At 58.5% G+C, this 24,688-nt stretch carries 25 protein-coding genes; 15 read left to right on the top strand and 10 right to left on the bottom strand.

Going from position 1 to position 24,688, the window contains the following annotated elements; translation table 11 throughout:
- Positions 1-135: 135 nt before the first annotated feature.
- Positions 136-939 carry a trehalose-phosphatase gene (gene otsB / locus EDF75_RS08710; RefSeq protein WP_133598556.1) on the top strand — a complete coding sequence of 268 codons (804 nt, stop codon included), beginning with the start codon at positions 136-138 and terminating at the stop codon, positions 937-939.
- Positions 914-2,338, top strand: a complete 1,425-nt coding sequence (gene otsA, locus EDF75_RS08705; RefSeq protein ID WP_133598554.1) for an alpha,alpha-trehalose-phosphate synthase — start codon at positions 914-916, stop codon at positions 2,336-2,338. Before otsB ends, otsA begins: the two co-directional genes overlap by 26 nt.
- A 27-nt stretch (positions 2,339-2,365) precedes the next feature.
- Here otsA and uspC read toward each other — a convergent pair whose 3' ends face one another.
- Complete coding sequence (gene uspC / locus EDF75_RS08700) at positions 2,366-2,794, bottom strand: universal stress protein UspC (RefSeq protein ID WP_045859253.1); 429 nt, start codon at positions 2,792-2,794, stop codon at positions 2,366-2,368.
- Positions 2,795-3,154: 360 nt separating this feature from the next.
- Here uspC and EDF75_RS08695 point away from each other — a divergent pair, with 360 nt between their 5' ends.
- Both EDF75_RS08695 and bglB read left to right on the top strand, forming a co-directional pair.
- The gene (locus EDF75_RS08695; RefSeq protein ID WP_133598552.1) at positions 3,155-4,738 is read left to right on the top strand and encodes an MFS transporter; all 1,584 of its coding nucleotides are present in this window, start codon (positions 3,155-3,157) and stop codon (positions 4,736-4,738) included.
- A gap of 4 nt (positions 4,739-4,742) precedes the next feature.
- On the top strand, positions 4,743-5,882 hold the full coding sequence (gene bglB / locus EDF75_RS08690; protein WP_133598550.1) for a beta-galactosidase BglB: 1,140 nt from the start codon (positions 4,743-4,745) through the stop codon (positions 5,880-5,882).
- Between the two features lie 96 nt (positions 5,883-5,978).
- Here bglB and argS read toward each other — a convergent pair whose 3' ends face one another.
- Entirely contained in the window at positions 5,979-7,712 is a 1,734-nt protein-coding gene (argS, locus tag EDF75_RS08685; protein ID WP_133598548.1) for an arginine--tRNA ligase, read from the bottom strand.
- 229 nt (positions 7,713-7,941) lie between these two features.
- Here argS and EDF75_RS08680 point away from each other — a divergent pair, with 229 nt between their 5' ends.
- Positions 7,942-8,511: a VOC family protein gene (locus EDF75_RS08680; protein WP_133598546.1), complete on the top strand. Its 570-nt coding sequence runs from the start codon at positions 7,942-7,944 to the stop codon at positions 8,509-8,511.
- Between the two features lie 76 nt (positions 8,512-8,587).
- A complete protein-coding gene (cutC, locus tag EDF75_RS08675) occupies positions 8,588-9,322 on the top strand; it encodes a copper homeostasis protein CutC (RefSeq protein WP_133598544.1) in 735 nt (244 codons plus the stop codon).
- A 210-nt stretch (positions 9,323-9,532) separates the two neighbouring features.
- Here the strand turns inward: cutC and cmoB are convergent, their stop codons facing one another.
- The 5 genes from cmoB to EDF75_RS08650 are packed head-to-tail and all read right to left on the bottom strand — an operon-like array spanning position 9,533 to position 13,147.
- The gene (cmoB, locus tag EDF75_RS08670; protein ID WP_041146248.1) at positions 9,533-10,537 is read right to left on the bottom strand and encodes a tRNA 5-methoxyuridine(34)/uridine 5-oxyacetic acid(34) synthase CmoB; all 1,005 of its coding nucleotides are present in this window, start codon (positions 10,535-10,537) and stop codon (positions 9,533-9,535) included.
- Complete coding sequence (gene cmoA, locus EDF75_RS08665) at positions 10,534-11,277, bottom strand: carboxy-S-adenosyl-L-methionine synthase CmoA (protein WP_133598542.1); 744 nt, start codon at positions 11,275-11,277, stop codon at positions 10,534-10,536. The genes cmoB and cmoA overlap by 4 nt, the downstream gene beginning before the upstream one ends.
- Positions 11,278-11,316: 39 nt before the next feature.
- Positions 11,317-11,712 (bottom strand): MAPEG family protein, encoded by a 396-nt coding sequence (locus tag EDF75_RS08660; protein WP_045859239.1) that lies wholly within the window; start codon positions 11,710-11,712, stop codon positions 11,317-11,319.
- A gap of 53 nt (positions 11,713-11,765) precedes the next feature.
- On the bottom strand, positions 11,766-12,584 hold the full coding sequence (locus tag EDF75_RS08655) for a DUF72 domain-containing protein (RefSeq protein WP_123709126.1): 819 nt from the start codon (positions 12,582-12,584) through the stop codon (positions 11,766-11,768).
- Positions 12,581-13,147, bottom strand: coding sequence for a hydrolase (locus tag EDF75_RS08650; protein WP_133598540.1), 567 nt, complete (start codon positions 13,145-13,147; stop codon positions 12,581-12,583). Before EDF75_RS08650 ends, EDF75_RS08655 begins: the two co-directional genes overlap by 4 nt.
- Positions 13,148-13,412: 265 nt before the next feature.
- Here EDF75_RS08650 and aspS point away from each other — a divergent pair, with 265 nt between their 5' ends.
- The 6 genes from aspS (at position 13,413) to ruvB (ending at position 18,834) form a co-directional block, all read left to right on the top strand.
- On the top strand, positions 13,413-15,200 hold the full coding sequence (gene aspS / locus EDF75_RS08645) for an aspartate--tRNA ligase (protein ID WP_133598539.1): 1,788 nt from the start codon (positions 13,413-13,415) through the stop codon (positions 15,198-15,200).
- Position 15,201: 1 nt separating this feature from the next.
- Positions 15,202-15,645 carry a dihydroneopterin triphosphate diphosphatase gene (nudB, locus tag EDF75_RS08640; protein ID WP_045859234.1) on the top strand — a complete coding sequence of 148 codons (444 nt, stop codon included), beginning with the start codon at positions 15,202-15,204 and terminating at the stop codon, positions 15,643-15,645.
- A gap of 61 nt (positions 15,646-15,706) precedes the next feature.
- A complete protein-coding gene (locus tag EDF75_RS08635) occupies positions 15,707-16,447 on the top strand; it encodes a YebC/PmpR family DNA-binding transcriptional regulator (protein ID WP_045859232.1) in 741 nt (246 codons plus the stop codon).
- 154 nt (positions 16,448-16,601) lie between these two features.
- A complete protein-coding gene (ruvC, locus tag EDF75_RS08630; protein ID WP_041146240.1) occupies positions 16,602-17,123 on the top strand; it encodes a crossover junction endodeoxyribonuclease RuvC in 522 nt (173 codons plus the stop codon).
- 80 nt (positions 17,124-17,203) lie between these two features.
- On the top strand, positions 17,204-17,815 hold the full coding sequence (gene ruvA, locus EDF75_RS08625) for a Holliday junction branch migration protein RuvA (protein ID WP_095101670.1): 612 nt from the start codon (positions 17,204-17,206) through the stop codon (positions 17,813-17,815).
- 8 nt (positions 17,816-17,823) lie between these two features.
- The gene (gene ruvB, locus EDF75_RS08620) at positions 17,824-18,834 is read left to right on the top strand and encodes a Holliday junction branch migration DNA helicase RuvB (RefSeq protein WP_095101672.1); all 1,011 of its coding nucleotides are present in this window, start codon (positions 17,824-17,826) and stop codon (positions 18,832-18,834) included.
- A 55-nt stretch (positions 18,835-18,889) separates the two neighbouring features.
- On the opposite strand, the gene znuB is transcribed toward ruvB, so the two are convergent.
- Both znuB and znuC read right to left on the bottom strand, forming a co-directional pair.
- Positions 18,890-19,675 carry a zinc ABC transporter permease subunit ZnuB gene (znuB, locus tag EDF75_RS08615; protein WP_133598537.1) on the bottom strand — a complete coding sequence of 262 codons (786 nt, stop codon included), beginning with the start codon at positions 19,673-19,675 and terminating at the stop codon, positions 18,890-18,892.
- On the bottom strand, positions 19,675-20,427 hold the full coding sequence (gene znuC, locus EDF75_RS08610) for a zinc ABC transporter ATP-binding protein ZnuC (protein ID WP_041146236.1): 753 nt from the start codon (positions 20,425-20,427) through the stop codon (positions 19,675-19,677). Before znuC ends, znuB begins: the two co-directional genes overlap by 1 nt.
- Before the next feature lie 78 nt (positions 20,428-20,505).
- On the opposite strand from znuC, the gene znuA reads away from it, so the two are divergent.
- The 3 genes from znuA to lpxM all read left to right on the top strand — a co-directional run bounded on the left by znuA (position 20,506) and on the right by lpxM (position 23,888).
- A complete protein-coding gene (gene znuA, locus EDF75_RS08605; RefSeq protein WP_133598535.1) occupies positions 20,506-21,450 on the top strand; it encodes a zinc ABC transporter substrate-binding protein ZnuA in 945 nt (314 codons plus the stop codon).
- A 15-nt stretch (positions 21,451-21,465) separates the two neighbouring features.
- Positions 21,466-22,785: a murein DD-endopeptidase MepM gene (gene mepM / locus EDF75_RS08600; RefSeq protein WP_133598533.1), complete on the top strand. Its 1,320-nt coding sequence runs from the start codon at positions 21,466-21,468 to the stop codon at positions 22,783-22,785.
- A gap of 128 nt (positions 22,786-22,913) precedes the next feature.
- On the top strand, positions 22,914-23,888 hold the full coding sequence (gene lpxM / locus EDF75_RS08595) for a lauroyl-Kdo(2)-lipid IV(A) myristoyltransferase (protein ID WP_133598531.1): 975 nt from the start codon (positions 22,914-22,916) through the stop codon (positions 23,886-23,888).
- Between the two features lie 51 nt (positions 23,889-23,939).
- On the opposite strand, the gene dcuR is transcribed toward lpxM, so the two are convergent.
- Positions 23,940-24,659, bottom strand: coding sequence for a two-component system response regulator DcuR (gene dcuR, locus EDF75_RS08590; RefSeq protein WP_133598529.1), 720 nt, complete (start codon positions 24,657-24,659; stop codon positions 23,940-23,942).
- Positions 24,660-24,688: the final 29 nt, after the last annotated feature.

Here is a 24,688-nt window from a genome sequence, read left to right as displayed (position 1 = left end):
CTGGAATATCACCGGCGCCCGCTGCGCTGGTGATTACTATCAAAAATGGCGAGCTCCGTCACACTGTCTATACTTACATGGCTAACAATTCGTTAACAGCCAGCGAAACGCTGGCCATGAAAGGAGGAGTTCAGGGTGGCTGACCAGATATCTGTACCGCCTGTACCAAGCGAAAATTGCGCATTTTTCTTTGACCTCGACGGTACTCTTGCCGATATCAAACCTCATCCCGATCAGGTTGTTATCCCGGTTAACGCTCTTCAGGCGCTGCGGCAGCTCGTGCAGCAGCAGAGTGGGGCGGTGGCATTGATTTCAGGGCGCTCAATGGCTGAGCTCGATGAGCTTATCCGTCCTCACCGGCTGCCGCTGGCCGGCGTCCACGGAGCTGAGCGCCGTGATATCAATGGGAATACGCATATCGTTTCTCTGCCGGATGCGCTGCAGAAGGAGCTTCACGGCCGGCTGGCGCTGGCGCTTGAGGCGCTGCCGGGCTGTGAGCTCGAGCATAAAGGGATGGCTTTTGCGCTGCACTACCGTCAGGCGCCGCGGCATCAAAGTGCGGTGCTGACGCTGGCCCAGGAGGTGGTGAAGAGCTATCCGCTGCTGGCGCTGCAGCTGGGCAAGTGCGTGGTCGAGATAAAACCGCGCGGAGTGAACAAAGGCGAGGCGATCGCCGCCTTTATGCAGGAGGCGCCGTTCGCAGGACGCAGGCCGGTATTTGTCGGTGACGACTTAACCGATGAAGCGGGTTTTGGCATCGTTAACCAGCTGGGCGGCGTTTCGGTAAAAGTCGGCAGCGGCGACACCCAGGCACGCTGGCGTTTGCCGGACGTCGCGGCGGTGCACCAGTGGCTAAATAATATTGCGAATAATGGACAGCAACCAGACGCGCTAACCGACAGGAGAGATGGCTATGAGTCGCTTAGTCGTAGTATCTAATCGTATTGCTCCCCCGGATGATAAAAAGGCCAGCGCCGGTGGCCTGGCCGTGGGGATTATGGGGGCCTTAAAAGCGGCCGGTGGGCTGTGGTTCGGCTGGAGCGGGGAAATTGGCGACGATAGTCAGCCGCTGAAAAAGGTCACTCAGGGAAACATTACCTGGGCCTCCTTTAACCTCAGCGAGCAGGACCACGACGAGTACTACAACCGCTTTTCCAACGCGGTGCTGTGGCCCGCGTTTCACTATCGTCTCGATCTGGTCGATTTTCAGCGCGACGCCTGGGAGGGCTATCAGCGCGTAAACGCGACGCTGGCGGATAAACTGCTGCCGCTGATTGAGCCTGACGACATAGTGTGGATCCATGATTACCATCTGCTGCCCCTGGCGCACGAGCTGCGTCAGCGCGGAGTTAATAATCGGGTCGGCTTCTTTTTACATATTCCCTTCCCGACCCCGGAAATATTTAACGCGCTGCCGCCGCACGCCGAGCTGCTTGAACAGCTCTGCGACTACGATCTGCTGGGCTTCCAGACCGAGAGCGATCGGCAGGCGTTTCTTGACTGCATCGCGGTACAGACCCGCCTGACCACCCGCAGCGGAAACGCTCATGTCGCCTGGGGCAAACCGTTCCAGACCGAGGTCTACCCGATTGGCATCGACCCCGATGAGATCGCGCGTAGCGCAAAAGGGCCGCTGCCGCCGAAGCTGGCGCAGCTCAAAAGCGAACTCAAGAGCGTGCAGAATATCTTTTCCGTTGAGCGGCTGGACTACTCGAAAGGGCTGCCGGAGCGCTTCCTGGCCTATGAGGCCCTGCTGGAGAAATATCCCCAGCATCATGGCAAGATTCGCTACACCCAGATTGCCCCGACCTCGCGCGGCGATGTCCAGGCCTACCAGGACATCCGCCACCAGCTGGAGACCGCCGCCGGGCGCATTAACGGCCAGTATGGTCAGCTGGGCTGGACGCCGCTCTACTACCTGAATCAGCATTTTGAACGCAAGCTGCTGATGAAAATCTTCCGCTATTCCGACGTCGGGCTGGTGACGCCGCTGCGCGACGGGATGAATCTGGTGGCGAAGGAGTTTGTTGCCGCCCAGGATCCGCAGAATCCCGGGGTTCTGGTGCTGTCGCAGTTTGCCGGCGCGGCAAACGAGCTGCCGACGGCGCTCATCGTCAATCCCTACGATCGTGATGAGGTCGCCGCGGCGTTGGACACCGCGCTCACCATGCCGCTGGCAGAACGTATTGCGCGCCACTCGGCGATGCTGGCGGTGGTTAAGGACAACGATATCCACCGCTGGCAGGAGCGGTTTATCGCCGACCTAAAGCGGATAGAAGCGAGAAATGAGGAGAGTCACCTGCAGCGTAAGGTGGCGACCTTCCCCAAACTGGCCTAGTTCGGCCCTCAGGCTGGCGCTTCGGCGCTAGCCTTTCTCCAGCGATACCAGCAGCACGTCAACGCCGCTGCTGCCGACGATACTTTTCGCCGAGCAGGTGGCGCGGGAAAACAGGCTGTGGTTGTGGTTGCCGCAAATCACCAGATCCACCCGATGCTGCTGACAAAAATCCTTCACGTGATGGCCAAGTTCGCCGCTGGCGATGGTGATTTTCTCAATCGGATAGCCGGCATCCTGAGCCAGACCGTTGAGAAAGCCGCGGGTTTCTTCATACATCAGATCCCGCAGGTTCTCTAACATCGGCGCCGCAAACTGGTTATACATTTCCGGGTCCGTTGCCAGCGTTATCAGGCTAATTTTGGCCTCAAGCGGGCGCGCGATAGAGACCGCCTTGTTGATAAGCGTCCGACTTTCCGGCGTTGGGGCAACGGCTACAAGCAGATGTGAGTAGGGCATCAAGCCTCCTTAAGATACGCAAAATAACCCTTCTTCTTTTCTTTACTCCGATTTCCCTGTTCCCGCAAGGGCTATTGTTTGCTACCAGGCCCGCCGCTGCGCGGGGCGCGAAATAGCGATTCTGGCAGCTCTCTCGCAAAAATGGTCTTTGGTTTTGCCATAAAAGAAAAGCTGTTTTATAAATCGGTGATGCGCGTTCACCCTCTCTTTGCGTTTTTGCCATTGCCGGGTCAGGGCTGGCAAAAATGAAAAGGTAACCCCGTTTCCATCCTTTTACTGTAGCCAGGTACCTACTCCCTTTTGGCCTGGCCAGAAAGATTGTCGGAGTTCACTAAAAATAACGACACAGGATTTACGGCGATGAAAACACGTAAAATCGGTTTGGCTAACTACCTTGCCTATGGATCGGGCGATTTCCTTGGCGCAGGAACCACCGCGCTCACCGCGGCATGGCTGCTCTATTTTTACACCACCTTTTGCGGCCTGTCTCCGATTCAGGCAACCCTTATCTTTGCCACCGCCAGGGTTCTGGATGCGGTCATTAGCCCGCTGATGGGCTTCCTGACCGATAACTTTGGCACCACCCGGCTCGGCAAACGCTTCGGCAGACGAAAGTTCTTTATCCTGCTGGGGATCCCCTGCGTATTCAGCTACTCAATGATGTGGGTAGGCGATATGGGGTTCTGGTACTACCTGCTCACCTATCTGCTGTTTGATATGGTCTACACCATGATTCTGGTGCCGTACGAAACTCTGGTTCCGGAAATGACCGATGATTTTAAACAGAAAACAAAATTCTCCGGGGCGCGTATTTCGATGGCGCAAATGTCGGCAATCCTCGCCTCATTCCTACCGGGCGTGCTGCTTACCCACTTTGGTAAGGACAATGCCGTCTCCTTCTTTTACGCAAGCCTGGTGTTCTCGGTCCTGTGCGCGGTGATGCTGACGTTCGTCTGGTTCTTTACCTGGGAACGCTCTCGCGATGCGTGGTCGGAGACGGCGCTGCGGGCCGAGGAGGAGAAGCGTAATCTCTCGCTGGCGCAGAGCCTCAATCGCCTGTTTATCGAGCTCACCTCGACGCTGCGCATTAAGATCTTCCGCCAGCATCTGGGCATGTATCTTGGCGGCTATATTGCTCAGGACGTGTTTAACGCCGTCTTCACCTACTACGTCGTCTTCGTGCTGATGCAGGAAGCCGCGGTGGCATCCAACCTGCTCGGCACTATGGCCATCTTCCAGTTTATTGCGGTCATTGCCATGATCCCGCTGTGCATCCGCTTTGGGCCGGCGCCGTCCTATCGGATGGTGGTTATCCTGTTTGGCCTCGGCTCGCTCTCCTATGCGCTGCTTTACTACGCGGGGCTGAGCGACGTTTATTCGCTGCTGCTGCTGGTTTCCGCCATTGCCGGCCTCGGCCGCGGCGGGATCAACTATGTTCCGTGGAACACCTACACCTATATTGCCGACGTCGACGAGGCGATCACCGGCCAGCGTCGGGAGGGCATTTTCGCCGGCATCATGACGCTGACCCGCAAGGCCTCTCAGGCCGGGGCGGTGATGCTGGTGGGCATCATTATGCAGCTCTCCGGCTTTGTCTCCGGGCAGAAAATGCAGCCCGACGAGGTCAGCCACACCATACTGCTCATTCTGAGCGTAGGCACGCTGGCGGTGCTGGCCTGCGGGTTCCTCGTCTCCCTGCGCTTTAAGCTCAACCTCGAGACCCACGGCGTGCTGCAGGCCGAGACGCGCAAAATGCGCCAATCGGGCCGGGCGCAGCCGGAGCTCACCTGTGCCGAGGATCGGGCGGTGGTGGAGATGCTGGCCGGTATGCCTTACGCATGCCTGTGGGGAAATAACAACATCGGCTATCTGAATCGTAATAAGCCTGCCGCGCCGTCCCTCAGGCAGGGTGCTGAAATGAACTCAACATGGAACAGAGGTTAATAATATGAAGGTTTGGCCTGTCAAACAGAGTCCCTTACTGCGTCAGCCGGAGCGCTTTATTGCGCGCAACGAGCTGCAGGCGCTGATCGAGAAAGTGACCGACAATCTGGTCAATATTAAGGATGAAACGGGCGCGTTTCTGCTACGGCTGGACGATGGGCGGGTCATTGATACCAAAGGGTGGGCCGGCTGGGAGTGGACCCACGGCGTCGGTTTATACGGGATCTATCAGTACTACCAGCAGACCGGAGATATCGCGATGCGCGATATTATCGACAGCTGGTTTGCGGACCGCTTCGCTGAAGGCGCGACCAGCAAAAACGTCAACACCATGGCGCCATTCCTGACCCTGGCCTGGCGCTATGAGGAGACCGGCAGGCAGGAATATCTGCCGTGGCTCGACGGCTGGGGCGAATGGGCAATGCACGAGATGCCGCGCACCCGTCACGGCGGGATGCAGCACATCACCCTGGCGGAGGAGAATCATCAGCAGATGTGGGACGACACGCTGATGATGACCGTGCTGCCGCTGGCGAAAATCGGTAAATTGCTCAACCGGCCGCAGTATGTGGAAGAGGCGACATACCAGTTTTTACTCCACGTGCAGAACCTGATGGACCGGGAGAGCGGGCTGTGGTTCCACGGCTGGAGCTATGAGGGCCAGCATAATTTCGCCCGCGCCCGCTGGGCGCGCGGCAACAGCTGGCTGACGATGGCGATCCCGGACTTTCTCGAGCTGGTGGATCTCCCCGAGCACAGCGCGGTGCGGCGCTATCTGCTTCAGGTGCTGAATGCGCAAATTGCGGCGCTGGCAGCGTGCCAGCACGAGAGCGGTCTGTGGCATACGCTGCTGGACGATCCGGATTCGTATCTGGAGGCGTCGGCAACCGCCGGTTTTGCCTACGGTATCCTGAAGGCGGTACGCAAACGCTACGTGAGCCGGGAGTATGAGCGCGTCGCGGAGCAGGCCATGCGCGGGATCGTGCAAAATATCTCCCCGCAGGGGGAGCTGCTGCAAACCTCATTCGGCACCGGAATGGGCTCGAATCTCGACTTCTATCGCCAGATCCCGCTCACCTCGATGCCCTACGGGCAGGCGATGGCGATCCTGTGCATGACGGAATATCTGCGCCGGTATTTCTGACGGCGAACTTTACCGGCTCTGCGTCGCGCGGCCGGAGGAGGGCGCAAAAAAAGAAACCGGCATAAGCCGGTTTCTTTATCGTTTATCAGAGCGGTATTACATCCGCTCGACGGTTTCAATACCTAAGGTATCCAGACCGGTCTTCAGGGTTTTGGCGGTCAGCTGCGCCAGTTTCAGGCGGCTGTTGCGCGTCTCTTCGCTTTCCGCGGAGAGGATCGGGCAGTGCTCGTAGAAGCCGGAGAACAGGCCGGCCAGATCGTACAGGTAGGCGCACATGACGTGCGGGGTCCCTTCGCGGGCAACGACGGTCAGCGTCTCTTCAAACTGCAGCAGGCGTGCGGCCAGCTGCGCTTCGCGATCTTCGGTGATGATGACCGGCGCCGCGGCCAGCGCGCTTTCGTCGATCTCCGCTTTACGGAATACTGACAGCACGCGGGTATAGGCATACTGCATGTAAGGCGCGGTGTTGCCTTCGAACGCCAGCATGTTGTCCCAGTCGAAGATGTAGTCGGTGGTGCGGTTCTTGGACAGATCCGCATATTTTACCGCCCCGATCCCAACCGCGTTAGCCAGCTTCTCCAGCTCGTCGGCAGGCATATCCGGGTTTTTCTCGGCAACCAGGCGACGCGCGCGCTCCAGCGCTTCGTCCAGCAGGTCGGCAAGCTTCACGGTACCGCCGGCGCGGGTTTTAAACGGCTTACCGTCTTTACCGAGCATCATGCCAAACATATGGTGCTCCAGCGGGACGGAACCCGGCACGTAGCCCGCTTTACGCACGATGGTCCACGCCTGCATCAGGTGCTGGTGCTGGCGGGAGTCGATGTAGTAGAGCACGCGATCGGCGTGCAGGGTTTCGTAGCGGTATTTTGCGCAGGCGATATCGGTGGTGGTGTAGAGATAGCCGCCATCCTTTTTCTGGATGATAACGCCCATCGGTTCGCCGTCCTTGTTTTTGTACTCATCAAGGAATACTACGGTGGCGCCTTCGCTCTCAACGGCCAGGCCCTGCGCTTTCAGATCGGCAACGATACCCGGCAGCATCGGGTTGTACAGGCTTTCACCCATTACGTCGTCGCGAGTCAGGGTCACGTTCAGGCGGTCATAGGTAATCTGGTTTTGCGACATGGTAATGTCGACCAGCTGGCGCCACATCTGGCGGAAGTACTCGTCGCCGCCCTGCAGTTTAACCACGTAGCTGCGGGCGCGCTCGGCGAAGGCTTCGTCTTCGTCGTAGTGCTTTTTCGCTTCACGGTAAAAGCCTTCGAGGTCCGCCAGCGCCATTTCGCCGGCATTTTCCTGCTGCTGCTTTTCGAGCCAGGCGATCAGCATCCCAAACTGGGTGCCCCAGTCGCCGACGTGGTTAGCGCGAATCACCTTGTGGCCGAGGAACTCGAGGGTGCGCACCGCGGCATCGCCAATGATGGTGGAGCGCAGGTGGCCGACGTGCATCTCTTTTGCCACGTTGGGCGCAGAATAGTCGATGACAATAGTCTGCGCCTGCGGCTGGGCAACGCCAAGGCGCTCTGCGGACAGCGCCTGGCTAACGTTGGCGGCTAAAAACGCCGTGTCGAGGAAAATATTGATGAAGCCAGGCCCGGCGATTTCGACCTTACTGGCAATGCCGTTCAGATCGAGATGAGACAGCACCTGCTCTGCCAGTTGTCGCGGTGCCATACCCAGTTTTTTAGCGACCGCCATCACGCCGTTGGCCTGATAGTCACCGAACTGGATTTTTGCTGACTGGCGAACCTGCGGTTCGCAATCGGCAGGGGCGCCTGCCGCGATCAGGGCGTGGCTGACTTTTTCTGAGAGAAGAGCCTGAATATTCACCGGAATACCTTACGTTTAAGGCGCCGTAACCCCTGCAGGGTGGCGCCGGAATGTGGACAAATTAGGGCAGGAGTATACTGCATTTGCACCCCTGCGTCAGCCCTGCGCGCGCGTTGCCGGGCGGCGTGCTTAACGAATAACCAGCGCGGGCAGGATAAAGAAGATTGCGGGTTGGTCGCCGCCGGGAAACGCGATAAATTAGCCCCTTTAGCGAGCGTCGAGGTCAAGAATGGCGAACTGGCAGCAAATTGATGAACTTCAGGATATTACCGCGGATCTGCCGCGCTTCACCGAGGCGTTAGGCCAGCTGGCCGCGCGGCTCGGGCTGGATATTGCGCCCCTGTCTGCGGACCACATCTCGCTGCGCTGTCATCAGAATACAACCGCGGCGCGCTGGCGCCTCGGGCTTGAGCAGTGCGGCACGCTGCTGTCGGAAAACACCATTAACGGTCGGCCAATCTGCCTGTTTAAGCTGGATGAACCTGTCATCGTGGCGCACTGGCGCTTTAGCGTGGTTGAGCTGCCGTGGCCCGGGGAAAAGCGCTACCCGCACGAGGGCTGGGAGCACGTTGAGATTGTGCTCGCCGGCGAGCCGGAAACGCTTAATGCCCGCGCGCTGGCGCTGCTCTCCGACGACGGCCTCAGCCAGCCGGGGATCTTCGTCAAAACCAGCTCGCCGAAAGGGGAGAACGAACGCCTGGCAAATCCGACGCTGGCGGTGACGGACGGGAGCGTGACGATCAAGTTTCACCCGTGGTCCATCGAGCAAATTATCGCCAGTGAAAAAACGGATGCGTAACAGTGTGAAGCTACGCGGTTTCTGAGCGGAAAAATCGTGACATGCTGTGTTGCCCGCGGCGTGAATGGAGAATGGAATGACGCTACTGGAAGTATGTTGTTACAGCACGGAGTGCGCCGAGGAGGCGCAGCAACGCGGTGCAGACCGCATCGAACTGTGTGCTGCGCCGCAGGAGGGAGGGCTAACGCCGTCGCTGGGCGTGCTCAAAGCGGCCCGCAGGGCGCTGACCATCCCGGTGCATCCGATTATTCGCCCGCGCGGCGGTGATTTTTGCTACACCGAGGGCGAGTTTGCGGCGATGCTCGACGACGTGGCGACGGTACGGGAACTGGGTTTTCCGGGCCTCGTGACTGGCGTTCTGGACGCCGACGGTCGGGTTGATACCGCGCGGATGCGTAAAATTATGGCCGCGGCGGGACCGCTGGCGGTTACCTTCCACCGGGCTTTCGATATGTGCGCAAACCCGCATCAGGCCTACGCTGCGCTGGCTGAATTAGGCGTTGCGCGGATCCTGACATCCGGCCAGCAGGCGAGCGCAGAAAAAGGTATTTCATTAATTTTGGAACTTATTGCCCTGGGCGATACTCCAATCATTATGGCCGGAGCAGGGGTGCGGGCAGCGAACCTGTCGCAGTTCCTGGAAGCCGGCGTAAAAGAAGTGCACAGTTCCGCCGGCCAGTGGCTGCCTTCGCCGATGCGCTTTCGTAATTCCAGGCTGTCGATGTCTACGGATGCCGAAGCAGATGAATATTCACGCTATGCCGTTAACGGCGCAGCGGTGGCGGAAATGAAGAGCATTATTTCCGCCTGAGTGCCCGCGTTGTTTGCACCCAGCCTGCGGGCTGGTCAGCACAACGGCCGTGGGCAGAGAGAGAAAACCGTTTTTTGCTGCACATCATGTCGCCCAATATGATGATTGCCCGTACCAGGCCCCTGCAATTTCAACAGGGGCCTTTTTTTATGCAAAATTTGGCGACCGATCGCCGGGGCGCGATGCCCGAGCGATCCTGACCGGGCGGCGTTAGCGCGCTTTTTTTGCCAGCGACTGCTGCGTTTCGGGCCTGGTGGCGATAATCACCGCGCGCAGCGGCGCGGGATAGCCTTCGAGGGTTTTGCTGCTGTCGTTCGGATCGAGGAAATCCGCCAGCGATTCGGTGGTCATCCATTCGGTGCGGCGCTGCTCTTCGGTACTGGTCACGCAGACGTCAACGATCCGCACGTCGACAAAGCCGCATTTTTCCAGCCACATTTTCAGCGCAGCCGCCGAAGGAATAAAGTAGACGTTGCGCATTTGCGCGTAGCGATCGCCCGGTACCAGCACGGTATTTTCGTCACCTTCAACAACCAGCGTCTCCAGCACCAGCTCGCCGCCCTCAACCAGCTGATCTTTGAGCTGCCACAGATGGTCGAGCGGGGAGCGGCGGTGGTAAAGCACGCCCATTGAAAATACGGTGTCAAAGGCGTTCAGCGCCGGCAGCTGCTCAATGCCCAGCGGCAGCAGATGGGCGCGCTGGTCGTTGCCCAGCAGCTTGCGCACCGCTTCAAACTGACATAAAAACAGCTGCGTAGGGTCGATACCCACCGCCAGATGCGCGCCGGCGCCGATCATCCGCCACATGTGATAGCCGCTGCCGCAGCCGACGTCGAGGATCGTTCGACCGGTCAAATCGGAAAGATGCGGCAGAACGCGATCCCACTTCCAGTCAGAGCGCCATTCGGTGTCGATATCCACGCCATACAGCGACCACGGGCCTTTGCGCCACGGCATCAGGTTGCGCAGCAGGTTTTCAATCCGCAGCCGATGCCCTTCGCTCAGCGGGACTTCGCTTTCCGCGGTCACGCTGTGCAGCAGGTCGAGACGATAGGGCGAAAGCTCAGGGAGAAACTCAACGGCCCGCTCCCATTCACGGTACTTACCGTGCAGGGCCTCGCGCTGCCAGGCGGCAACCTGGGCGGGAAGCGTCTCCAGCCAGTGGGATAGCGGACCTTTGGCGATACGCTGATAAAAATTGCTGAAATCGATCATGCCTTTTCCCCGGACTTCACCGCCACCAGCGAGCCAAAGTTAAAGCACTGGAACCACAGTTCGGCGTGTTCGAATCCGGCCTTGCGCAGCCGCGCTTTATGGGTTTCTACCGAGTCGGTGAGCATAACGTTTTCCAGCATGCTGCGCTTCTGGCTGATTTCCAGCTCGCTGTAGCCGTTGGCGCGCTTAAAGTCGTGATGCATGTTAAACAGCAGTTCGCCGACGTTGGCATCTTCAAAGCTGAATTTTTCCGACAGCACCAGCGCGCCGCCCGGGTTCAGCCCCTGATAGACCTTATCCAGAATCGCCTGGCGTTCGTCGGGCTCAAGGAACTGAATGGTGAAATTGAGCACCACCATTGAGGCGTTTTCGATGGTGACGTGGCGAATATCGCCTTCCACCACCTCAACCGGCGTCGGCGCCTTGTAGGCGTCGATATGGCGGCGGCAGCGCTCAACCATCGCCGGGGAGTTATCCACGGCCACAATCCGGCAGCCGGCGTGGGAAATATTACGCCGTATCGAGAGCGTGGCTGCGCCAAGGGAGCAGCCGAGATCGTAGACCTGAGTATCAGGCTGCACAAAGCGCTCGGCCAGCATGCCAATCATCGAAATAATGTTGGAGTAGCCAGGAACGGAGCGCTGGATCATATCCGGGAAGACTTCAGCAACCCGTTCATCAAAGGTCCAGTCGCCGAGGCTGGCGATCGGCGCGGAAAAAAGGGTATCGCGGTGAGACATAAGGTTAAACCCGAAAAAACGAAAACGGCGTATTGTGCGCTAATGTAAGGAGAAAACCAACTCCCAGGGCATATACCACAGGTTCGCGAGCACCATCAGCACCAGCGCGCACCAGGTGGCGCTCATGCCGGAACGACGCCAGCTGTAGAGCCGGTGATGGAAACCGTAAGAGTGCATCAGCCGGCCGGCGATAAGCAGGATACCGCAAAGGTGCACCATCCAGTTCTGCGCGCCGTCCATCTCGACAAACAGCAGCAGGATAAGCCCGATCGGCAGGTACTCAACCGCATTGCCGTGCACGCGGATAGCGACCTGTAGCTCGCTAAAGCCGCCGTCGCCGTATCCGACGTGGTACTGCGTGCGCAGGCGTACGACGTCAAAAGAAAACTTGATTAACAATAACGCACCCAGGACGGCATACAGCGCGCTGACCATACAAAAAACTCCCTTTCACTGTGTCAGATGGCTCCGACTATCATAGCAGGATATCAGAAAAGAGAGGTCTGCTGAGGAATTGACGGTGCCGGGCCGACGTCGGGCAGCACCGCGCGTAAATCGGCCCACAGGGTGTCGACCAGCGCCGGCGCGTGGGCGATATCCGGCGTATGCAGGAACAGGTAGGGCGTGGTCGATTGGCTCCACTTCGGCAGCGTCTGCAGCCAGATGCGAAACAGCTCGTGGTTCTGCGCCATATCGTCGCTGCCGATGAAGCGCACCAGCGGATGATGGGCGGTGACCACCGCGTGGACCGGGAGCCGCGGCTTTTTACGCTGCGCGTCGAGCGCGGCCGGGCTGCGGGCGGTCACGCTGTGCACCGGACGGCTATCGAGGATCACCCGGTTAACGGCGCGCTGGTGCAGGCCGCGGTTGAGCTGCTGCTCGTCGTCGCCCTTGGCAAAAAACGCCGGATGCCGTACCTCGACGCCGTAGGTGAAGCCGGCGGGCAGCGCGTCGAGAAACTGCCACAGGGCGGGGAGGTCGCGCGGCCCGAAGGTCGCAGGCAGCTGCAGCCAGTACTGGCCGATACGCGTCTCAAGCGGCGCGAGCCGGGTAAAAAACTCGCGGCTTAAATCGCCGCAGTTGCGCAGCGCCGCCTGATGCGAAATGGTGGCCGGAAACTTAAAGCAGAAGCGAAAGTCATCGTGGGTTTGCTCGAACCAGCGGGCCACTATCTCGGCTTTCGGCAGCGCGTAGAGGGTCGTATTCCCCTCCACGCAGTTAAAGTGGCGAGCGTACTGTTCCAGACTGGTTATGCCAAGGCGCACCCATTTCGGATGCGACCATTGCGGGAGCCCAATATAGATCATAGCGCGGCGAGAATGTCCTCAGTGCTGCGCACGCGGGCAATGCGCGGGAAGATGTTCGTCATGCTGCCCTGGTGCTGCTCGGCGGAGGCCGCGCTGCAGGCGTCCTCGGCGATCAGCAGATTGAAGCCCAGCTCCCAGGCGTTGCGTGCGGTGGATTCAACGCCGATATTGGTTGAGATCCCGCACAGAATAATGGTGTCGATACCGCGGCGGCGCAGCTGCAGTTCGAGATCGGTGCCGTAAAACGCGCCCCACTGACGTTTGGTGACTTCGATATCGCCATCCTGTTTGCCCAGCGCAAGCGGCCAGGTCCACCAGTTGTCCGGCAGCGCGTGCGCGCCCGTCTGCGCATCAACCGGCTGTTTTAACGCTTCGCCAAAGTCGGCAGACCAGCCGACGCGGACCATGATCACCGGCGAGCCCTGCTGACGACATTTCTCCGCCAGACGAGCGGCGCGAGCGACTACCTCATCGGCGCGGTGTGGGCCGCCGGCGAACGGCAAAATGCCTTCCTGCAGGTCGATGACCACAAGCGCCGTTTTTTTCGCATTGAGTTCTGGCATAGTATCCCCGTATCTTCTGTAGTTTGGCCGTTACAATACCGTTGCCATTCGCGCTCCAGGGTAACAAATTTTGTTAATTTTTGTGAGCGTAGCCAATAAGCGCGCAGCAAAGCAACGTACAAACTGCGTCGGGCTTATCGTGCGGCAGAATTTCCAGTATAATAGCCGCCTTTTTTCATTCAGTTGTGACATTCAGCTAAAGCCGCAACTTCGTGGCCTGCAGAGCAGGCAACAATCCGCCAGTGGCTAAGTTAAGGGATATCTCATGCGTACAGAATATTGCGGGCAGCTGCGTCTGTCCCACGTGGGGCAGCAGGTGACTCTGTGTGGTTGGGTCAACCGTCGTCGTGATCTTGGTAGCCTTATCTTCATTGATATGCGTGACCGCGAAGGCATCGTACAGGTGTTTTTCGATCCGGAACGTGCGGATGCATTAAAGCTGGCCTCCGAACTGCGTAATGAGTTCTGTATCCAGGTGACGGGCACCGTGCGTGCGCGTGACGAAAAAAACGTCAACGGCGATATGGCTACCGGCGCCATCGAAGTGCTGGCTTCCGATCTGACCATCATCAACCGCTCAGAAGCGCTGCCGCTGGATTCCAACCACGTCAACACCGAAGAAGCGCGACTGAAATACCGCTATCTGGATCTGCGTCGTCCGGAAATGGCCCAGCGTCTGAAAACGCGGGCAAAAATCACCAGCCTGGTCCGTCGCTTTATGGACGAGCACGGTTTCCTCGATATCGAAACCCCGATGCTGACCAAGGCCACGCCGGAAGGCGCGCGCGACTATCTGGTTCCGAGCCGCGTGCATAAAGGCAAATTCTACGCGCTGCCGCAGTCTCCTCAGCTCTTCAAACAGCTGCTGATGATGTCCGGCTTCGACCGTTACTATCAGATCGTCAAATGCTTCCGTGATGAAGACCTGCGCGCCGACCGCCAGCCGGAATTCACCCAGATCGACGTGGAAACCTCCTTCATGACCGCACCTCAGGTGCGCGAAGTGATGGAAGCGCTGGTTCACGAGCTGTGGCTGAACGTGAAGGGCGTGGATCTGGGCGAGTTCCCGATCATGACCTTTGCCGAGGCCGAGCGTCGCTACGGTTCCGATAAGCCGGACCTGCGCAACCCGCTGGAGCTGGTGGATATTGCTGACCTGGTGAAAGCGGTTGAATTTGCCGTCTTCTCCGGCCCGGCAAATGATGCCAAAGGTCGCGTTGCCGCACTGCGCGTGCCGGGCGGCGCGGCGCTGACCCGTAAGCAGATCGATGAATACGGCAAGTTCGTGCAGATTTATGGCGCCAAAGGCCTGGCGTATATGAAGGTCAACGAGCGCGCAAAAGGCCTCGAAGGCATCAACAGCCCGGTGGCTAAATTCCTCAACGCGGAAATCGTCGACGCTATTCTCGAGCGCACCGCTGCGCAGGACGGCGATATGATTTTCTTCGGCGCCGATAATAAGAAAGTGGTTGCCGACGCTCTGGGCGCGCTGCGCCTGAAGCTGGGTAAAGACCTCAGCCTCACCGATGAAGCTAAATGGGCGCCGCTGTGGGTTATCGACTTCCCGATGTTTGAAGACGATGGCGAAGGCGGCCTGACCGCGATGCACCACCCGTTCACCTCCCCGCGCGATATGACCGCGGACGAGCTGAAAGCCGCTCCGGAAACGGCGATTGCCAACGCCTACGATATGGTCATTAACGGTTACGAAGTCGGCGGCGGCTCGGTGCGTATTCACAGCGGTGAAATGCAGCAGACCGTGTTCGGCATCCTCGGGATCAACGAGCAGGAACAGCGGGAGAAGTTTGGCTTCCTGCTGGATGCGTTGAAATACGGTACGCCGCCGCACGCGGGCCTCGCATTCGGCCTTGACCGTCTGACGATGCTGCTGACCGGCACCGATAACATCCGCGACGTTATCGCTTTCCCGAAAACCACCGCCGCCGCCTGTCTGATGACCGAAGCACCGAGCTTCGCCAATCCGGCCTCGCTGGGTGAATTAGGTATTCAGGTTGTGGCGAAAGAGACAAAAGAGTCTCTGGAGAATAAGTAAGATGTCATTCAAGCTCCCCGTTTCTGTACTGGTGGTGATTTATGCCGAAGATACAAAGCGGGTGCTGATGCTGCAGCGGCGCGATGATTCCGCTTTCTGGCAGTCGGTAACCGGCAGCCTGGAAGCGGGGGAAACCGCGCTGCAAGCCGCCGCGCGCGAAGTAAAGGAAGAGGTCGCAATAGATGTTGCCGATGAGCATCTGGCCTTAATTGACTGTCAGCGTACGGTGGAGTTCGAGATTTTTTCTCATTTACGTCATCGCTATGCGCCGGGCGTTGAGCGCAATACGGAATTTTGGTTCCGCCTTGCGCTCCCTCATGAACGCCAGATTGTGTTTACCGAACATCTGGATTACCGCTGGGTCGCCGCGACGGAAGCCGCCGCGTTGACCAAGTCGTGGAGTAACCGGCAGGCGATTGAAGAATTTGTAATTAACGCCAACTAATATTCCCCGCCTCCTGCTGGTCAGAAGGCTTCGGGAAAACGGCATTTTTGGAGAGTTTTTTATGGCAGGTCATAGTAAGTGGGCCAACACCAAGCACCGCAAAGCGGCACAGGATGCCAAACGCGGTAAGATCTTCACTAAAATCATTCGCGAACTGGTCACCGCCGCGCGTTTAGGCGGCGGCGATGCGGCTTCTAACCCGCGTCTGCGCGCAGCAATTGATAAAGCGCTGTCCAACAACATGACCCGCGATACCCTGAACCGCGCTATCGCCCGTGGCGTAGGCGGCGATGATGACGCGAACATGGAAACCATCATTTATGAAGGCTACGGCCCTGGCGGCACGGCGGTGATGGTTGAGTGCCTGAGCGACAACCGCAACCGTACCGTTGCCGAAGTGCGTCACGCCTTCACCAAAACCGGCGGTAACCTCGGCACCGACGGCTCGGTGGCCTATCTGTTCAGCAAAAAAGGGGTGATCTCCTTCGAAGCTGGCGACGAAGACGTGATTATGGAAGCGGCTCTGGAAGCGGGTGCGGAAGACGTTGTGACCTATGACGACGGCGCGATTGACGTCTACACCGCGTGGGAAGATATGGGCGCCGTACGCGACGCGCTGGAAGCGGCTGGCCTGAAAGCTGACGCGGCCGAAGTCTCAATGATCCCGTCGACGAAAGCCGATATGGATGCGGAGACCGCGCCGAAGCTGCTGCGTCTGATCGATATGCTGGAAGATTGCGACGACGTGCAGGAAGTTTATCATAACGGCGAGATCTCTGATGAGGTCGCCGCAACGCTGTGATTCCCGTAATCCTTCAGCCCACAGCGGCGTTGGCTCTCCTCGCTTACCCCGGTTACGTAGTGAATCTACGCTTCCGGGGATGCGCTGCGTGGTCGTCTGGCTGTGAACTGAAATATTTAGGGTCTCAGGGATTCGTTATTACCGGAGATGCGTGATGGCTATTATTCTCGGTATTGACCCGGGTTCGCGCATTACCGGCTATGGCGTTATCCGCCAGGTCGGGCGGCAGTTAAGCTATCTTGGCAGCGGATGCATTCGCACTAAGGTAGACGATCTGCCGTCGCGCCTGAAGCTGATCTACGCGGGCGTGACGGAAATTATCACCCAGTTCCAGCCGGACTATTTCGCGATTGAACAGGTGTTTATGGCGAAAAACGCCGACTCGGCGCTGAAGCTGGGGCAGGCGCGCGGGGTGGCTATCGTCGCGGCGACCAATCAGGATCTGCCGGTCTTTGAGTACGCCGCGAGGCAGGTCAAGCAAACCGTGGTCGGCATCGGCAGCGCGGAAAAAAGCCAGGTGCAGCATATGGTGCGCACCCTGCTGAAGCTGGCGGCTAACCCGCAGGCGGATGCGGCGGATGCGTTGGCCATTGCGATTACCCACTGCCACGTGAGTCAAAACGCGACGCAGATAGGCGATAGTCGGCTAAACCTGGCGCGCGGACGCTTGCGATAACCTCAAATCAGGCTGGATATTTATCCAGCCTTTTTTTATGATACCGGCAGATACTTTAGCCCTTAATGCAGGAGTAGCATGTGATAGGCAGACTCAGAGGCATCGTTCTCGAAAAACAACCCCCGCTGGTATTACTGGAAACGGGAGGCGTTGGCTATGAAGTGCATATGCCTATGACCTGCTTTTACGAACTGCCGGAAGTAGGCAAAGAGGCGGTCGTATTTACCCATTTTGTGGTTCGCGAAGACGCGCAGCTGCTGTTTGGTTTTAATAACAAACAGGAACGCACGCTGTTCCGCGAGCTGGTTAAGACCAACGGCGTAGGGCCGAAGCTGGCGCTGGCGATCCTTTCCGGCATGTCGGCGCAGCAGTTCGTTAACGCCGTCGAGCGCGAAGAGGCCGCGGCGCTGGTTAAGCTGCCAGGAATTGGCAAGAAAACCGCCGATCGCCTGATCGTTGAAATGAAAGATCGTTTCAAAGGGCTGCACGGCGACCTGTTTACTCCGGCGGCGGATCTGGTGCTGACCTCGCCGGCCGGCCCGTCCGATGACGACGCCGAACAGGAAGCGGTTGCCGCCCTGGTGGCGCTGGGCTATAAACCTCAGGAGGCCAGCCGAATGGTGAGTAAAATCGCGCGTCCGGATGCCAACAGTGAAACGCTAATCCGCGAAGCGCTGCGCGCCGCGTTGTGAGGTAGGGGATGATTGAAGCAGACAGGCTGGTATCGGCAGACAGCACCGGGTTTGAAGAGACGGTCGATCGCGCAATCCGCCCTAAATTACTGGCAGAGTACGTGGGCCAGCCGCAGGTGCGCTCGCAAATGGAGATCTTTATCCAGGCGGCTAAGCTGCGCGGAGACGCGCTCGATCATCTGCTGATCTTCGGCCCTCCGGGGCTGGGGAAAACCACGCTGGCCAACATCGTCGCCAATGAGATGGGCGTCAACCTGCGCACCACCTCCGGGCCGGTGCTGGAGAAAGCGGGTGACCTGGCGGCGATGTTGACCAACCTCGAACCCCACGACGTGCTGTTTATCGATGAGATTCACCGCCTTTCGCCGGTGGTGGAAGAGGTGCTCTATCCGGCGATGGAGGACTATCAGCTGGATATCATGATTGGGGAAGGTCCCGCGGCGCGTTCGATAAAAATCGACCTGCCGCCGTTCACCCTGATTGGCGCGACCACGCGGGCCGGTTCGTTAACCTCGCCGCTGCGCGACCGCTTCGGCATCGTCCAGCGGCTGGAGTTTTATCAGATTGCCGATCTGCAGCATATTGTGAGCCGCAGCGCCCGCTACATGGGGCTGGAGATGAGCGAAGAGGGCGCGCTGGAAGTGGCGCGTCGCGCGCGGGGCACCCCGCGTATAGCCAACCGCCTGCTGCGGCGGGTGCGCGACTTCGCGGAGGTGCGTCACGACGGCAGCATCTCCCTCGACATTGCCGCCCAGGCGCTGGATATGCTTAACGTTGATGCCGAAGGCTTTGACTATATGGACCGCAAGCTGCTGCTGGCGGTGATCGATAAATTCTTCGGTGGTCCGGTCGGCCTGGATAACCTGGCGGCGGCCATTGGCGAAGAGCGCGAAACCATTGAAGACGTGCTGGAGCCGTATCTTATCCAGCAGGGCTTCCTACAGCGAACGCCGCGGGGACGCATGGCAACGGTTCGCGCCTGGAACCACTTCGGCATCAAGCCGCCGGAAATGCCCTAGCCGGGCGCCTCAGCCGGTAGCGCTGCCCGGCGCAGCGCTACCGGAAGAAGAGTGCTCAGGCGGCCGCTTTCTTCATCATGCTGAAGATAAACAGCACCGCAGCGCACAGCACCACCGACGGGCCGGCCGGCGTGTCGTAGAACGCCGAGAAGGTCAATCCTCCGGTGACCGCGATCGCCCCGATGCCAACGGCGATAGCCGCCATCTGCTCCGGCGTACGTGCAAAACGGCGCGCCGTGGCGGCGGGGATGATCAGCAGCGAGGTGATGATCAGCGCCCCGACAAACTTCATCGCCACGCCGATAGTCAGGGCAGTGACCAGCATCAGCAGCAGCTTCACCCGCTGCAGCTTCACGCCGTCAACGAATGCCAGGTCGGGACTGATCGTCATTGACAGCAGGTTGCGCCACTGCCAGAGCAAAATGGTCAGCACGATCGCCACGCCAATGGCAATTGAGATCAGATCCTCCGGCGTCACCGCCAGCAGATCGCCAAACAGGTAGGCCATCAGGTCGACGCGGACGTTCGACATCAAGCTGACCACCACCAGACCCAGCGACAGCGCGCTGTGGGCCATAATCCCCAGTAGCGTATCGATGGCGAGGTGAGGGCGCTTCTCCAGCCATACCAGCCCCCCCGCCAGCAGCAGCGTGATAGCGATAACGGCGTAGAAGGGGTTGACGTTGAGCAGCAGGCCAAAAGCGACGCCGAGCAGCGAGGCGTGGGCGAGCGTATCGCCAAAATAGGACATCCGGCGCCAGACGACAAACGAGCCCAGCGGGCCGGCGGCGCAGGCGAGCATCACCCCGGCCAGCCAGCCGGGTAACAGTAGTTCAATCATCAGCGGTCATTTCCCCGACGCAGTACAATCCGCCCCTGCAGGTCGTGGCGGTGATTATGATGGTGACGATAAATACCCAGCTGTTCCGCGCCGCGCTGGCCGAACATTGAGATAAACTGCGGGTGCATCGAGACCACTTCCGGCGTGCCAGAGCAGCAGATATGCTGATTTAGGCACAATACTTCATCGGTTTTCGCCATTACCAGGTGCAGGTCGTGGGAGACCATCAGCACCGAGCAGTTAAGCTCCTGGCGCAGCTGGTTGATCAGGTCATACAGCGCTACCTGGCCGTTGACGTCGACGCCCTGCGTCGGCTCATCAAGCACCAGCAGCTGCGGCTGATTTAGCAGCGCCCGCGCGAGCAGCACGCGCTGCGTTTCACCTCCGGAGAGTTTCTGCATCGGGGCATCGATAAGATGTCCGGCCTGGACACGCTTCAGCGCCGGCAGAATATCCTGCTTACGCGTCTGCGGACGCAGGCGTAAAAAGCGGCTGACGGTGAGCGGCATCGTGGCATCAAGGTGTAATTTTTGTGGGACATAGCCAATGCGCAGCTTTCCCTCTCGTTTGATAACACCGTCAGTTGGTGCTACCAGCCCGAGAACGACCCGTACAAGCGTGGATTTACCGGCGCCGTTCGGGCCGAGTAAGGTCAAAATTTTGCCTGGCTTAAGCGTGAGCGAAATGTCAGACAGCACGCGCCGTTGGCCGAAGGCCACCGAGACGTTTTGCAAAGTTACAAGATTTGTCATGTCAAATTAAGGGTTGCACAAGCTAGTGAATGTTATAATATCACATCTTTCTCATTCATTACGACGATCAGACGCATTATGTTACATAAAAATACGCTTCTTTGCGCTGGACTTAGCGCCGTTTTTTTGTTCACCCAGACCTCCGCGGCGAATGCCGCCGTGGTTGCCTCAATGAAACCTCTTGGCTTTATCGCTTCCGCTATCGCTGACGGGGTCACCGACACCCAGGTGCTGCTGCCAGATGGCGCCTCCGAGCACGACTATTCTCTGCGCCCTTCAGATGCAAAACGCTTACAGAACGCAGACTTAGTGGTGTGGATTGGCCCTGAGATGGAAGCCTTTATGGATAAGTCAACGCAAAGCATTGCGACAAACAAAAAGGTGACGATCGCCCAGCTTGACGGCGTGAAACCGCTGCTCATGAAAGGCGCGGATGATGACGATGACCACGACGGCCACGGTCACGCTGCAGGTGGAAAAAGTGACGACGATCACCATCACGGCGAATACAACATGCATCTGTGGTTATCCCCAGAGATAGCGCGGCTTTCGGCGGTTGCAATCCACGATAAATTATTGGAACTTATGCCGCAGAGTCGAGCCAAACTTGACGCTAACCTGAAGGAGTTTGAGGCAAAATTAGCCTCGACCGATAAACAGGTGAGTCACGAGCTGGCACCGCTGCAAGGAAAAGGGTATTTCGTTTTTCATGACGCCTACGGCTACTTTGAAAAACACTACGGTCTGACATCGCTTGGTCATTTCACCGTCAACCCTGAAATTCAGCCTGGTGCGCAGCGTTTACACGAAATCAGAACACAGCTGGTTGAGCAAAAAGCGACCTGCGTTTTTGCTGAGCCACAGTTCAGGCCAGCCGTTATAGAAGCTGTCGCCAGAGGTACCTCCGTGCGCATGGGAACCCTCGATCCGCTGGGTACAGGAATTAAGCTGGGTAAAGATAGTTACCCGCAGTTCCTGAATCAGCTGGCGAACCAGTATTCGAGCTGCCTGAAAGGAGATTAACGAGGAAGTGAATACGTGCAACAGATAGCCCGCGCTGTCACTCAGGCATTTAACAATTTGCCACGACCTCACCGCGTAATGCTGGGGTCGTTGAGCGTTCTAACCTTAGCGGTCGCCGTCTGGCGACCGTACATCTACCACCACGAATCAGCCCCTATCGTCAGAACGATTGAGCTGGAAAAAAGCGAAATCCGTTCCCTGCTGCCGGAAGCCTCTGAACCTATCGATCAGGCCGCGCAGGAGGAAGAAGCTATCCCTCAGGACGAGCTGGACGATAAGGCCGACGGCGATTCAGGCGGCCATGAGTACGTCGTATCAACCGGCGATACGCTCAGCAGCATCCTCAATCAGTACGGTATCGAAATGGGCGATATCTCCCTTTTATCGACCGCTGATAAAGAGCTGCGCAACCTCAAAATTGGCCAGCAGCTTTCATGGACCCTGACGGCGGATGGCGATCTGCAAAGCCTGACCTGGGAAATGTCCCGTCGTGAAACCCGCACCTATAATCGCGTGGGTAACGGCTTCAAGATGAGCAGCGAGCTGCAGGAAGGGGACTGGGTCAACAACGTGCTGAAAGGCACCGTTGGCGCCAGCTTCGTCTCCAGCGCGCGTAACGCGGGCCTCACCAGTACCGAAGTCAGCGCGGTTATTAAAGCCATGCAGTGGCAGATGGACTTCCGCAAGCTGAAAAAGGGCGACGAGTTCTCGGTGCTGATGTCGCGCGAAATGCTTAACGGCAAGCGGGAGCAGAGCCAGCTGCTGGGCGTGCGTTTACGTTCAGACGGCAAGGATTACTACGCCATCCGTGCCGAAGACGGCAAGTTCTACGATCGCAACGGTACCGGCCTGGCGAAGGGCTTTATGCGCTTCCCAACCGCGCGCCAGTTCCGCGTGTCGTCAAACTTTAACCCGCGTCGCCTCAATCCGGTGACCGGGCGCGTCGCGCCACACCGCGGCGTAGACTTCGCGATGCCGCAGGGCACGCCGGTACTTTCCGTCGGTGACGGCGAGGTGGTGGTGGCCAAACGCAGCGGCGCGGCGGGGTACTATGTTGCCGTGCGCCACGGCCGTACCTACACCACCCGCTATATGCATCTGCGTAAGCTGCTGGTGAAACCCGGGCAGAAGGTGAAGCGCGGTGACCGTATTGCGCTGTCGGGTAACACCGGCCGCTCTACCGGGCCGCATCTGCATTATGAAGTATGGATTAACCAGCAGGCGGTAAACCCGCTGACGGCGAAGCTGCCGCGTACGGAAGGGCTGAGCGGTTCCGACCGCACGGATTATCTGGCGCAGGTGAAAGAAGTGATGCCGCAGCTGCGATTCGACTAACGCGCTGTTAATAAAAGCCGGTGCCAGCGCGCGCCGGCTTTTTCTTTTGTACCTTCCCCAACGTGTCGCTAAACTATAGCCTTAAGTATCTCCTTATCTTTATTCAGCACCATTTTTGCGGATCGGGCATGGAAACGAAAAAAAATAATATTGAGTTTATTCCAAAATTTGAGAAATCCTTTTTACTCCCGCGCTACTGGGGCGCGTGGCTGGGCGTTATTGCTTTTGCGGGGATTGCGCTGACGCCCCCGTCGTTCCGCGATCCGATTCTCGGCAAGCTGGGGCGCTTTGTTGGCAGGCTGGCCAAAAGCTCGCGCCGCCGCGCGCAGATAAACCTGCTGTACTGTTTCCCGGAAAAGAGCGAGCAGGAGCGCGAAGCGATTATTGATGAGATGTACGCCTCTGCGCCTCAGGCGATGGTCATGATGGCAGAGCTGGGCCTGCGCGATCCGCAGCGCATTCTTTCCCGCGTCGACTGGCAGGGAAAAGAGATCATCGACGAGATGCAGCGCAATAACGAAAAGGTGATCTTCCTGGTGCCGCACGCCTGGGGCGTGGATATCCCGGCTATGCTGATGGCGTCCGGCGGACAAAAAATGGCGGCGATGTTCCATAATCAGGGCAATCCGGTATTTGATTACGTGTGGAATACCGTCCGCCGCCGCTTTGGCGGGCGCATGCACGCGCGTAATGACGGCATCAAGCCGTTTATCCAGTCGGTGCGTCAGGGCTACTGGGGCTACTATCTGCCCGATCAGGATCACGGCGCCGAGCACAGCGAGTTCGTAGATTTCTTTGCCACCTATAAAGCCACGCTGCCGGCGATCGGCCGCCTGATGAAGGTCTGTCGGGCGCGGGTGGTTCCGCTGTTCCCGGTCTATGATGGTAAAACCCATCGTCTGACGGTGCTGGTACGCCCGCCGATGGACGACCTGCTGGAGGCCGATGACAATACGATTGCCCGGCGGATGAACGAAGAGGTGGAAATTTTCGTCAAGCCGCATAGCGAGCAGTACACCTGGATCCTCAAGCTGCTGAAAACCCGCAAACCCGGAGAAATCGAACCCTATAAGCGCAAAGAGCTCTTTCCGAAGAAGAAATAGCGCCGCCTGTCGCTCAAGGTAACGATTATTTAGCCACTGTACGCCGACGCGTCAGTGGCTAAATTGTTTAAGCAGTGAGTCGTGCTCCACAATCAGCCGATAGCGGTACTCCGGCCTCCCCGTGGCGCCGTAGTGGTTGCTGGTGTGCAGAATATCGATCTGCGCCAGCCAGAGCAGATACTTGCGGCAGGATACCCGGGAAATATCCAGCTGCGCCGCCAGCTCGTTGGTTGAAAATTCGGCCTCAGGATGAGCGCCTATCCAGCGGCACACCGTGCGCAGCGTTTCGGCGGTCAACCCTTTTGGCAGGCGACGGCTCTCCGCGCGCTGCCGCGAAGCGTGATTGAGCAGGTCGTCAATGTCCGACTGCTGGTAACAGGGCACGGCGTGGCGCTGGCTACGCTTGTGGCTCCAGGCGATCAGCGCCTCTTCAAAGCGGGAGAACTGGAAGGGCTTGATGAGGTAATCCACCACCCCGTAGCGCATTGCGCTCTGCACGGTGAGCGCGTCGGCGGCGGAGGTGATCATGATGACGTCAATATCGTGCGCCGCCCGGCGCAGCGCCGGCAGCAGGTCCAGCCCGTTTTCCTTATGCATGTAAACATCGAGCAGGATCAGGTCAATGCCCTGCGGCCGTTCGCTGATGATGCGCTGCGCTTCGCCGAGGGTCGGGGCGATACCGCAGCAGCAAAAGCCGCTAAGCCGGCTGAGAAACAGGCGGTTTAGCTCAGCGACCATCGGATCGTCATCGATAATAAGGACATTTATCACGCAGGCCTCTCTTAAGGCCGGGAGGCTAT

The organism is Klebsiella sp. BIGb0149, assembly GCF_004362605.1.
GTDB classification, from domain to species: Bacteria; Pseudomonadota; Gammaproteobacteria; order Enterobacterales; family Enterobacteriaceae; genus Klebsiella; species Klebsiella terrigena.
This window is presented reverse-complemented; position numbering and strand designations above follow the sequence as displayed.